This window comes from Streptomyces sp. NPDC007917 (assembly GCF_042959105.1).
Taxonomy (GTDB): Bacteria; Actinomycetota; Actinomycetes; order Streptomycetales; family Streptomycetaceae; genus Streptomyces.
In genome coordinates, this window is the sequence record NZ_JBIBKK010000005.1 from 19,152 (window position 1) to 30,652 (window position 11,501).

The 11,501-nt window shown below is 74.3% G+C and carries 10 protein-coding genes; 4 read left to right on the forward strand and 6 right to left on the reverse strand.

The annotated features are described in order from the left end of the window. Positions 1-27: 27 nt before the first annotated feature. The 4 genes from ACFZDL_RS10455 to ACFZDL_RS10470 all read right to left on the reverse strand — a co-directional run bounded on the left by ACFZDL_RS10455 (position 28) and on the right by ACFZDL_RS10470 (position 3,943). Positions 28-1,038, reverse strand: a complete 1,011-nt coding sequence (locus ACFZDL_RS10455; protein ID WP_353595990.1) for an LLM class F420-dependent oxidoreductase — start codon at positions 1,036-1,038, stop codon at positions 28-30. A 120-nt stretch (positions 1,039-1,158) separates the two neighbouring features. After that, positions 1,159-1,989, reverse strand: coding sequence for a hypothetical protein (locus ACFZDL_RS10460; protein ID WP_353595989.1), 831 nt, complete (start codon positions 1,987-1,989; stop codon positions 1,159-1,161). Between the two features lie 165 nt (positions 1,990-2,154). After that, positions 2,155-3,063 (reverse strand): N-acetylmuramoyl-L-alanine amidase, encoded by a 909-nt coding sequence (locus tag ACFZDL_RS10465; protein ID WP_353595988.1) that lies wholly within the window; start codon positions 3,061-3,063, stop codon positions 2,155-2,157. 196 nt (positions 3,064-3,259) lie between these two features. After that, the gene (locus ACFZDL_RS10470) at positions 3,260-3,943 is read right to left on the reverse strand and encodes a class I SAM-dependent methyltransferase (RefSeq protein WP_391190876.1); all 684 of its coding nucleotides are present in this window, start codon (positions 3,941-3,943) and stop codon (positions 3,260-3,262) included. Positions 3,944-4,130: 187 nt separating this feature from the next. Here ACFZDL_RS10470 and ACFZDL_RS10475 point away from each other — a divergent pair, with 187 nt between their 5' ends. From ACFZDL_RS10475 to ACFZDL_RS10490, 4 genes are all read left to right on the forward strand, one after another. Then, complete coding sequence (locus ACFZDL_RS10475) at positions 4,131-6,461, forward strand: acyl-CoA dehydrogenase (protein ID WP_353595987.1); 2,331 nt, start codon at positions 4,131-4,133, stop codon at positions 6,459-6,461. A 126-nt stretch (positions 6,462-6,587) separates the two neighbouring features. Next, a complete protein-coding gene (locus ACFZDL_RS10480) occupies positions 6,588-8,054 on the forward strand; it encodes an MFS transporter (protein WP_353595986.1) in 1,467 nt (488 codons plus the stop codon). A 68-nt stretch (positions 8,055-8,122) separates the two neighbouring features. Further along, the gene (locus tag ACFZDL_RS10485) at positions 8,123-8,662 is read left to right on the forward strand and encodes a SigE family RNA polymerase sigma factor (protein WP_353595985.1); all 540 of its coding nucleotides are present in this window, start codon (positions 8,123-8,125) and stop codon (positions 8,660-8,662) included. Then, positions 8,659-9,579, forward strand: a complete 921-nt coding sequence (locus ACFZDL_RS10490) for a hypothetical protein (protein WP_353595984.1) — start codon at positions 8,659-8,661, stop codon at positions 9,577-9,579. Before ACFZDL_RS10485 ends, ACFZDL_RS10490 begins: the two co-directional genes overlap by 4 nt. A gap of 104 nt (positions 9,580-9,683) precedes the next feature. Here the strand turns inward: ACFZDL_RS10490 and ACFZDL_RS10495 are convergent, their stop codons facing one another. Both ACFZDL_RS10495 and ACFZDL_RS10500 read right to left on the reverse strand, forming a co-directional pair. Next, positions 9,684-10,289 carry a response regulator transcription factor gene (locus tag ACFZDL_RS10495; RefSeq protein ID WP_353595983.1) on the reverse strand — a complete coding sequence of 202 codons (606 nt, stop codon included), beginning with the start codon at positions 10,287-10,289 and terminating at the stop codon, positions 9,684-9,686. After that, entirely contained in the window at positions 10,286-11,494 is a 1,209-nt protein-coding gene (locus ACFZDL_RS10500) for a sensor histidine kinase (RefSeq protein ID WP_353595982.1), read from the reverse strand. The genes ACFZDL_RS10495 and ACFZDL_RS10500 overlap by 4 nt, the downstream gene beginning before the upstream one ends. Between the last annotated feature and the right edge of the window lie 7 nt (positions 11,495-11,501).

Sequence of the window (11,501 nt, forward strand, 5' to 3'; positions counted from 1 at the left end):
GCGGGCGGAGGCCAAACGCGCCGTGCCTCAGCTGTTGAGATCCGCCAGCGTCCGCAGGGTCTCCGGGTCGGGCGAGGTCACCAGCAGATCGGTCACCGGGCCCTTGCGCCACAGCTCCAGCCGCTCCGCGATCCGCTCGCGCGGCCCGACCAGCGAGATCTCGTCCGCGAAGGCATCCGGCACCGCCTGGACCGCCTCCGCGCGGCGGCCCGCGAGGAAAAGCTCCTGGACCCGTCGCGCCTCCGCCTCGTAGCCCATGCGCCCCATCAGATCGGCGTGGAAGTTACGGGCCGCATGGCCCATGCCGCCGATGTAGAAGCCGAGCATCGCCTTGACCGGCAGCAGCCCCTCGGCGACGTCCGCGCAGACCCGGGCCTGGGCCATGGGCGCCACCACGAACCCCTCGGGCGCCTCGGCGAGCGCCGCCTCGTACAGCTCCGTGCGCCCCGGCGACCAGTAGAGCGGCAGCCAGCCGTCGGCGATCCGCACCGTCTGCGCGATGTTCTTGGGGCCCTCCGCGCCGAGGAGCACGGGCAGGTCGGACCGGAGCGGGTGGACGATCGGCTTGAGCGGCTTGCCGAGGCCGCTCGCGTCCGGCCCGGCGTACGGGTGCGGATGGAAGCGCCCGTCCAGCCGCACCGGGGCCTCCCGGCGCAGCACTTGGCGGATGACCTCCACGTACTCGCGGGTGGCGGTCAGCGGGCTCTTCGGGAACGGCCGCCCGTACCAGCCCTCGACGACCTGCGGTCCCGACAGCCCGAGGCCGAGCATCATCCGGCCGCCGGAGAGATGGTCGAGGGTGAGGGCGTGCATCGCGGTGGCGGTGGGGGTGCGGGCGGCCATCTGGGCGACGGCCGTGCCCAGCTTGACCCGGGTGGTGTGGGCGGCGATCCAGGTGAGCGGGGTGAAGGCGTCAGAGCCCCAGGACTCGGCCGTCCATACGGAGTGATAGCCGAACCGCTCGGCCTGCCGGGCGAGCTCCAGGTGGCGGGGGTCGGGACCGCGGCCCCAGTAGCCGAGCGCCAGTCCGAGCCGCATGGCGTCCCTCCGTCCGGTGTGACGGTGTGTCAGGTGGTGCGGACTGTACGGGCCGGGCCCGGGAAAGGCAACGGCCCCCCGCCCTCGATCGGGCGGGGGGCCGATGGGCTCGCGTGAGCGTCAGCCGCGCTGGATCCCCGTGGTGTCCTGCAGCACGCCGCGACGGCCGTCCTGCGTCTGGGCGACCAGCGCCTGACCGCGCTGCTCCACCGCGAGGTACCAGGTGCCGGGGGCCAGCTCCGCGATGGTCGACGAGGAGCCGTCCTCCGCGTACAGCGGGCGGGCCACCGGCACCGCGAACCAGAACGGAGCGAAGTCCGAACCGGCGGCCGGCGGCGGGGTCGGCTGACCCGCGCCCGGCTGGGCGCCGAACGGCTGGGCGGGCTGACCGGGCTGGGCACCGAACGGAGCCGGGGCGCCGGGCTGCGCGCCACCCGGGCCCGGGTAGCCGTAACCGGGCTGCGGGGCCGGGGCGCCGTACGGAGACGGGGCCGCCGGGCCGCCGGCGCCCGCGAGCGGGGCCTGAAGGGCGGGGACGCGCGGGGTCAGGACGACGCCCGCCACCATGGCGAGGTTGGCCAGCAGCGAGAGGATCGCGCCGACGCCCATGCTGGCGCCGTCGGGCGTGGTGAACAGCGTCCAGAGCGAGGCCCAGGCGGCGGACACCGTCAAGCCGGCGCCCCACTGGCCGAGGGTGAGCCCGCTGATCTTGCGGGACTCCGGCTGGAAGCGGCCCGCCACGACGAGGCCCGCGCCGATCAGACCGGCCAGGACGACCGACGGCAGGACGATGTGGTACGTGTCCGTGTCCCAGGCGTTCGGCACGTCGATCTTGTCGCAGTACGAGCCACAGCCATCGGGCGAGTAGAAGTCGAGGAACGAGGCGATGAACAGCAACACCGCTGCTCCGATCACCACGCCGTCGCCTCGAGTGAGGGAGCGGATGTTCAACGTAGAGGTCCTTTGTCGGTTTCGTCGGTACGGACGGCAATCGCCGCACGCGTGGCGCGAAGGCGTCGGGGGTGGTGCCCCATCGTACGGGTGAATCTCTCGCCGGTGAGCAGGGGTGTCCGATCGGTGTCCCGGTCGTGACCTGCTGTTCGGGGAGTTGTTGCGTTATCCGTTCAAGAAGTCCGTAATGCCCTGTGCGATCCCCCGTGCGGCGCGCTCCCGCCACGCCGCGTCGGTCAGTTGTGCGGCGTCCTTCGGGTCACGCATATTGCCACACTCGATGAACACCTTCGGAACCGTCGAGAGGTTGAGTCCGCCGAGGTCACCGCGCACGTTCAGGCCGGTGCCGTCACCCACGTAGTTGGCGGGCTCCGCTCCGGTCGCCTCCTTGAACTCCGTGACCAGCCGCTTGCCGAGGCGGCGGGACGGGCCGGAGATCGCCGAGGTGTCGGCGTCGCCGCCGCGCACGGAGGCGGGCAGGATGACATGGAAGCCGCGCTGCCCGGCGGCGGCGCCGTCCGCGTGCACGGAGACGGCCGCGTCGGCGTGCGCCTTGTTGCCGATCTCCGCCCGCTCGTCCACGCAGGGCCCGTAGGCCCGGCCGCCGTCCTGGGTGAAGACGACCTCGGCGCCCCGCTCTTGGAGCAGGGTGCGCAGGCGGCGCGAGACGTCGAGGGTGAAGGACGCCTCGGAGTATCCGGAGTTGGTCGCCGTGCCCGTGGTGTCACACTCCTTCCTCGCCGTGCCGATGTCGACGCTGCGGGCGATCTCGGAGGGGTGCTCGCGGTTGTGCGGATTGTGGCCCGGGTCGATGACCACGACCTTGCCGGCGAGCGGCCGGCCGGAGTCGTCCTTCGGATGTCCTGTGGCCGCGCCCGACGGGCCACCGCTTGCGGGCGGGGCGATCGAGGTGCTGTCGGCGGTCGGCAGGGAGCCGGTGCCGCCGCTCTTCGAGTCGCCCATGGAATCCCAGACCAGCCAGCCGGCGAGACAGACGGGCACCAGCGCGGTCAGCGCGACCGCGAGGGCGCCGCCGCGGCGGCCGGGGCTTGGGGGAAAGCTTCCGTTCGACACTCGGGCGATGGTAGCCGGGCGGGGCCAACGGGCGCGGGCGGGTCGCGCGGGCGCGGGCGCGGGCTCCCGGCGCGTGGGCGGTGCGATGCGGCGCGGGCTCCCGGCGGGCCCGTGGCCCGGGGGCACGCGGCCCCCCCCCGGGACCGCTCCCGGGGGCTGGGCCGCTGGTGTGGGTAGGGGCGGGCAGGGGGGGAGATCAGCTGGACGCGTCTGCGCCCGGCTCGCGGCGCAGGACGCGCAGCGAGCCGGTCACGGACACCTCGGTGAAGGCGCCGGAGGCGAGGGCGCGGCGGTAGACGCGGTACGGGGCCTGGCCGCCGTCGGCCGGGTCGGGGAACACGTCGTGGATCACGAGGAGCCCGCCGGGGGCCAGATGCGGGGCCCAGCCCTCGTAGTCGGCCGTGGCATGCTCGTCGGTGTGGCCGCCGTCGATGAACACCAGGCCGACCGGCCCGCCCCATACGGCCGCGACCTGCGGGGACCGGCCGACGACGGCGATCACGTGGTCTTCGAGGCCGGCGGCGTGGAGGGTGCGGCGGAAGGTCGGCAGGGTGTCCATCAGGCCGACCTCGGGGTCGACGACCTCCGGGTCGTGGTACTCCCAGCCCGGCTGCTGCTCCTCGGAGCCGCGGTGGTGGTCGACGGTGACCGCGACCGTGCCCGCCGCGCGGGCGGCGGCGGCCAGCAGGACCGTGGAGCGGCCGCAGTACGTGCCGACCTCCAGGAGCGGCAGCCGCAGCGCGGTGGCCGCGTCCGTGGCGGCGGCGTACAGGGCAAGGCCCTCGTCCACGGGCATGAAGCCCTTCGCGGCCTGGAAGGCGGCGAGCGTGGGGGCGTCGGGGGTCTCGGTGGAGGTGGAGGCGGAGGCAGGCTGGGTCACCCGGTCATCGTGCCGTACGGCGCTGCGGCGGGGCGGCGGGGGTGGCCGAGCCGGAGGAGCGGCCGCCGACGAGCCGGCGGCCTGAACCGCGTCGCTCTACCCGGGTCACCGGTCTTCCCTCACTTCTGACTATCCGTCAGATTGGGTTCACGGGCAGGCAGGCCGAGAGAGCCGAGAGGGGCGCTCCATGGGCATCGCCATCACGGAAGACCAGCGGGAACTGGCGCACGCGGTGCGGGGGTGGGTCGCTCGGGCCGTGCCGCCCGAGGAGGTGCGCAAACTGCTCGACGCCCCCGCGGGCGGCTCGGGGCGGCCCGCCTACTGGGACGGCCTGGCCGCGCAGGGGCTGCTCGGGCCGCATCTGCCGGAGGCGTACGGCGGGGGCGGCGGCCGGCTGCTCGACCTCGCCGTCGTCCTGGAGGAGACCGGGAGGGCGGTGCTCCCCGGGCCGTATCTGCCGACCGTACTGGCCTCGGCGGTGCTGGCGCGCGCGGGGCAGGGCGAGCTGACCGCCGCGCTCGCCGGGGGCGCGCGTGTGGGCGCGGTCGCCCTGGACGCCGGATCGCTCACCGCCGCCCCGGCCGCGTCCGGCGACACGACGACGGCGGCCGACGCCGCGCGGGGCTGGGTGCTGGAGGGGTGCGCGCCGGCGGTGCTCGGCGGGGCCGATGCCGACCTCGTCGTGCTGCCCGCCACGACCGCCGACGGCGGCACCGCGTGGTTCGCCGTCGACACCCGCGACCTGGAGGTTCGCGCTCACGACAGCGCCGACCCGACCCGCCCCACCGCCGAGGTGCGGGCCTCGCGTACGGCCGTCCCCGCCGACCGGGCGCTCGCCGTGGACCCGGGGCTGGTGCGGGACCTGGCCGCGGTGCTCTTCGCTGCCGAGGCGTGCGGGACGGCGGCGTGGGCCCTGGAGACCGCGGTCGCGCACGCCAGGACGCGCGAGCAGTTCGGGCGGCCCATCGGCCAGTTCCAGGCCGTCAAGCACCTGTGCGCCGACATGCTCGTACGCGTCGAGCAGGCGCGCGCCCTCACCTGGGACGCGGCCCGCGCGGCAGGCGAGGAACGGGAGCAGGGCGAGGAGCCGCCGGCGGACGGCGAGGCCGCGGCACGCGACGAGCCCGCGACACCCGAGCCGCATCGCCCGCGCGCCCTCACCGCCGCCCGCGCCCTCACCGCCGCGCTCGCCGCCGCCACCGCCCTCGACGCCGCCCACGGGTGCGCCAAGGACTGCGTCCAGATCCTCGGCGGCATCGGCTTCACCTGGGAGCACGACGCCCACCTCCACCTCCGCCGCGCGACCGCCGCCCGCGCCCTGCTCGGCGCGGGCGGCGCGCACCGGCTGCGGGCCGTCCGGCTCGCCGCCGCGGGGGCGCGGCGCGAGCTGCGGCTGGAGCTGCCGGCCGAGGGGGAGGTCCGCCGGGACTACGAGCGGTACCGGACGCGGGCGCGCGCCGCGGTCGGGGCGGCGCGCGGCCTGGACCCCGGCGCCGCCCGCCGCGCCCTCGCGCCCACCGGTCACGCCGCCCCGCATCTGCCGCCCCCGTACGGGCTCGGCGCCGGCCCCCTCCAGCAACTCGCGGTGCAGCGGGAGCTGGCCGACGCGGGGGTGGTCCTCAGCGATCTGGGGGTCGCCACCTGGGTCGTGCCCTCGCTCATCGCGTACGGGACGCCGGAGCAGCGGGAGCGCTATCTGCTGCCGACGCTCCGCGGCGAGCTGCGCTGGTGCCAGCTGTTCTCCGAGCCGGAGGCGGGGTCCGATCTGGCGGCGCTGCGGACGAAGGCCGAGCGGACCGAGGAGGGGTGGCGGGTCAGCGGGCAGAAGGTGTGGACGTCGGGGGCGCGGCGGGCGCACCACGGCATCCTGCTGGCCCGTACGAACCCCCGGGCGCCCAAGCACAAGGGACTCACCTATTTCCTCGTCGACATGGAGCGGACCACCGGGATCGACATCCGTCCGCTGCGGGAGATCACCGGGGAGTCAGTGTTCAACGAGGTCTACCTGGACGACGTCCTGCTGCCGCACGACGCCGTGGTGGGCGAGGTGGACGGCGGCTGGGCGGTGGCCCGCAACACGCTCGGCAACGAACGCGTCCACATGGCCGATCAGCTGACCTTCGACACCGGCCTGGAGGCCCTGATCGCCCGCACGGCCGGCGGTGTGGACGACTCAGGCGCCGACGGCTGGGTGCGGGAGCGGGTCGGGGCGCTGATGGCCGAGGCGCACGCGCTGGCGTGCCTGGGGCTGCGCACCACCTTGCGGCAGGTGTCCGGTGTGGAGCCGGGGGCCGGCGCGAGCGTGCGCAAGCTGATCCAGACCGCGCACCAGCAGAAGGTCGCCGAGCTGGCCCTGGAACTGCTGGGCCCGGCGGGCGCGGTGCGCGAGGGCGCGGGGGAGCGGGCGCTGCACGGCTTCTTGATGTCCCGCTGCCTGACCATCGCCGGTGGTACGACGCAGGTTCAGCTGAACGTCGTCGCGGAGCGGATGCTGAGGCTGCCCCGCGACCCGGCGTAAGCGGGCGCGTGACCCGGCTTGCGCCCGTGCACATGCGCCTGCCGTATGAGCCTTACGCCCAAAGACCCAAGTAGGTACGACAAAAATACGATGCACTGCGCATGGCCCGGTGCCAGCATCACGGCCATGCCCGCCCACACCCCCTCCACCACAGGCCACTCGTCCGCCGCGGCACGCGTCACCCCACCGGCCTGGGCGGTGCTGCTGGCCGCGTGCTCGGGCCAGTTCCTGGTCGTCCTCGACGTGTCGGTGGTCAATGTCGCGCTGCCGTCGATGCGTACGGACCTCGGGCTCGGCGAGACCGCGCTGCAGTGGGTGGTCAACGCCTACGCGCTCACCTTCGCGGGATTCCTGCTGCTCGGCGGCCGGGCCGCCGACCTCTTCGGGCGCAAGCGCGCCTTCCTCGTCGGCCTCGGCCTGTTCACCGCCGCCAGCCTGGCGGGCGGACTCGCCCAGGAGCCCTGGCAGTTGGTCGCCGCCCGGGCCGCCCAGGGCCTGGGCGCGGCCGTGCTCTCCCCGGCCACCCTCACCATCCTGACCACCACCTTCCCGGGCGGCGCGGCACGCTCCCGGGCCATCGGCACCTGGACGGCGGTCGGGGCGGGCGGCGGCGCCGCGGGCGGGCTGGTCGGCGGGCTGCTCACCGACTACCTCTCCTGGCGCTGGGTGCTGCTGGTCAATGTGCCCGTGGGCGCGCTGGTGCTGGTCGCCGCGGCGGTGTGGCTGGCCGAGAGCCGGGCGGCGGCCGGGCGCCGGCTCGACGTACCGGGCGCGGTCCTCGTCACGGCGGGGGTCTCCTCGCTCGCGTACGGCATCGTGCAGACCGAGCGGCACGGCTGGGCCGCCGCGGCCTCACTCGTACCGCTGCTCGGCGGGCCGGCGCTGCTCGGCCTCTTCGTCGCCGTCGAGGCGCGCACCCGGGCCCCGCTGATGCCGCTCGGGCTGTTCCGTATCAGAGCGGTCTGGGCGGCGAACGCCGTGATGCTGGTGTGCGGCGGCGGCATGTTCGCGATGTGGTACTTCATGTCGCTCTATCTGCAGAACGTGCTGCACTTCAGCCCCGTCGAGGCCGGTCTCGCCTTCCTCCCGCACACCCTGTCCATCGTCCTTGGCTCCAAGCTCGCGCCCCGGCTGATGGCGGTGTTCAGCGGTAAGGCGCTGGCGATGACCGGCGGGGTCCTGGCCGTGATCGGCTACGCCTGGCAGAGCAGGATGGACGCCGACGGCACCTTCGCCGGTACGGTCCTGGGCCCCGCGATCGTCATGTCGCTCGGCTCAGGACTGATGATGACCCCGCTGGCCACGGCCGCCACCTCGGGCGCCGCGCCGACCGAGGCCGGGCTGGTGGCGGGCCTGGTCAACACCAGCCGTCAGATCGGCGGCGCGCTCGGCCTGACCGTGCTGACCACGGTCGCCGCCGGGCGCATCGCCGCGACCGAGGGCGGGGGTGGCAGCGACGGGGGCGGCAGCGGGGACGGGCCGGGGCCGGTGGCGCTGGCGGCCGGGTACAGCCATGCTTTCACCGTCGCCTCGGGCATCATCACGGCCGCCGTGGTCCTGATGGCCGTGGCCCTGCCGCGCCGGCGCGCCTGAGAACTCTTCTTCCGCGGCCGGGCAACGGTTCGCCGTCCCCATGGACTCCGTAGGACGAGGAGGTGCCCATGGGGGACACGACGGCGGACCGGGACGAGGAGTTCCGGGAGTTCGTCACCACGCGATGGCCGCGGCTGCTGCGCACCGCGTATCTGCTCTGCGGTGAACGGCACACGGCCGAGGACCTGGTCCAGTCGGCCCTGGTCCGCGTCTATGTCGCATGGCGACGGGTCCGCGCCGCGGACGAGCCGGACGCCTACGTACGCCGCGTCCTCGTCAACGAGCACGCGCGGCGGCACCGCAGAAAGCTGAAGGAGTTGCTGACCCTCGGCCCGGGCGACACGTCCGGCTGGGAGGCACCCGACCGGGACCGGATCACCCTGGCCGACGACCGGGAGATGCTGCGCCACGCCCTGGTGCGACTCCCGCCCCGGCAGCGGCAGGCCGTGGTGTTGCGGTACTGGGAGGACCTCAGCGAGTCACAGGTCGCGGTCGCCATGGGCTGCTCGGTCGGAACGGTCAAGAGCCAGACGGCGAAGGGGCTTGCCAAGCTGCGGGCCGCGCTGGCGCGCGAAGACGTGACCGCGGGTCACGGGGAGGTGCGATGAACAAGGAGTCGTGGTACGCGGAGCCCGAGCACGCGGGGGATCCGGACCGTGAAGCAGGTGAACTGACGGATCGGCTGGGCACGATCGCGGACGAGGTGACCATCGGTCCCGCGCCCTACCCGGACGTGGTCCGCGCCGGCCGCCGGCGCAGGGCGCGCCGCCGGGTGGGGGCCACCGCGCTGGCGGTCACGGCCGTGCTGGTGGCCGGAGGGGTGGGCCTCGGGCAGTTCGGCGACTCCGGCCAGGAAGAGACGGCGACAGCCGCCGCCGCGTCGGCGCCGGCGCCCGCCCCGCTGGACCCGGTCACGACCGTCGTGGGCAAGGGGAAGGTCGACGGGAAGCGGTGGCAGGTCTCGGTCACCGTCTACGGGCCCGCGCGGTCGAAGGAGGAGGCGCACCGCCAGTACGACCTGGCGATGCGCCGGGGGGACGCCTACCCGACACTGGACGGCAAGTGGGAGGGGAAGTACCCGAAGACCCTGCGCATCGGCGTGACCTGGTTCTCCACCCGGGTGACCGAGGGCGGGAAGCAGAGGACGACGATGGCGGACTGGGTGTCGCCGAAGCCGGCCAAGGGGGAGACGCTGCTGGGCGGCTCGTATCAGCACTCCGGCGCCGAGGCCGGCCCGGTGGGCCTGGCGTGGCTGTCGCCGAAGGTGGAGCGCGTGGCGGTCCACTGGAAGGACGGTTCGACCGACGAGCCGAAGGTGGTCCCGGTGAAGGGCACCGACGTCCGCTGGATCGTGAGCGAGCGCCCGGGCCACGGCGTATCGGACGACTTCATCGAGCTCTTTGACGGTGCGGGGAGAGGAACGCGGATCGGGCCCCCCTTGCGGTTTGATGCCCTGAAGAAGGATCCGGCGTTCCAGAGGAAGGAGCAGGAGAAGAAGCGGGTGGCGGCTTCGACGAAGAAGTAGGACAAGAGACGGGGGCGGGCGCGCCTCGGGGGCGACCCGGGGCGCGCCGCGGGGCCGTCAGCCATCACAGCCAGCCGTTATGACCAGCCGTTATGACCAGGTCGTCACAGCCAGCCGTTCTGGCGCGCCGCCCGCACCGCCTCCATGCGGTTGCGGGTCTGGGTCTTGCCGATGGCCGAGGACAGGTAGTTGCGGACGGTGGCGGGGGACAGATGGACCTTGGCGGCGATGTCGGCGACGGTCGCCCCGTCCACCGCCGCCGTCAGGACATCCCGCTCGCGCGGCGTCAGCGGGTTGGGGCCCGCACTCAGGGCGGCCGCGGCCAGGCCCGGGTCGATGACCCGCTCGCCCGCGAGCACCCGGCGGACCGCGACGGCCAGCTCCTCGACCGGGCCGTCCTTGACCAGGAAGCCGGAGGCCCCCGCCTCCATCGCGCGGCGCAGATAGCCGGGGCGGCCGAAGGTGGTCAGGATCAGCACATGGCAACCGGGGAGCTCCTGGCGCAGCGCGGCGGCGGCGTCCAGGCCGCTGAGGCCCGGCAGTTCGATGTCGAGGAGAGCCACGTCCGGCCGCGTCTCGAGCGCGCGGGACACGATCTTGTCACCCTCGCCGACCTGCGCGACGATCTCGAAGTCCGGCTCCAGGCCGAGCAGCAGGGCCAGCGCGCCCCGCATCATGCCCTGGTCCTCGGCGAGCAGTAGCTTGATCACGCCGTACGGACCCCCTTGACGTCCATCGGAACCTTGCCCTCGTCTTCCCTGTCTTCGCCGTCGTCGCCGTTGTTGCCATCCACCGGCAGCGCCGCCGCGAGCCGGAAGCCACGGCGCCCGGCCGGGCCGGTCTCCAGCGAGCCGCCCGCCGCGGCCAGCCGCTCGGCCAGCCCCTTGAGCCCCGTACCGCCCCTTCCGGCGGATACGGCCTTACCGGCGGAACGGGAGCCTACGCCGTTTCCGTCGTCGACGATCTCCAGACGCACCTGGCCGTCCTCCTGAAGGACCTCGATCTCGCACCGGCCCGCCCCGCTGTGCCGCACCACGTTGGTGACCCCCTCGCGGACCACCCAGCCCAGCAGCGCCTCGGTCTGCGGGGGCAGCGGCGGCCCCGATCGGCGGACGACGGCGTCGATGCCCGAGGCGTCGAGCAGCGAGCGGGCCCGGTCCAGCTCCGTCGCCAGGCTGCCCTCGCGGTAGCCGGTAACGGCCTCCCGGATCTCGGTGAGGGCCTGGCGGCCGACGGCCTCGATGTCGGCGGCCTGGCCCAGCGCGGCGTCCAGGTCGCGCGGGGCGAGGCGGCGTACGGCCTCGGCCTTGACCACCACGACCGACATGGTGTGGCCCAGCAGATCGTGCAGATCGCGGGAGAAGCGCAGCCGCTCCTTCTCGACGGCGGTACGGGCCAGCTCCTGACGGGTCTCGCGCAGTTCGGCGACGGTGTCGAAGAGCGACAGGATCGCCGCCGTCACCAGGCCGGACATCACCGTTCCGTAGCCGACGATCAGCGCGTCGTCCGCGCCGCCGCGCCAGCCGGAGATGATCCCGGCGGAGGCCGAGTACGCCAGCAGCAGCGGCCCCAGCCGGCGGTGGCGGATCACGATGCCGGTGGCCAGCGACAACAGCGGGAAGCAGAGCAGCCAGTTGCCGGCGTAGCCGATGGACAGGGCGTAGGTGAGGGCGGCCAGCCCGGCGAGCGAGCCGAGGCACAGCGGGGTGGAGCGGCGCCGCTTGTCCAGGCCCGCATAGACGGTGGTGGCGTACAGCGCGCAGAAGGCGGTCATCCCTGCGGCGCCGAGCCACGGCAGCGGGGTGTTCCCCTGGATCAGGTCCTTGACGTCCCCGGTGAGCATGAAGAGCCAAGGCAGGAAGCCGCGCGGGCCGGGCGGCTTGCGGCGCTCGATGTCCGTGGTACTCGCAGGCATGGTCCGA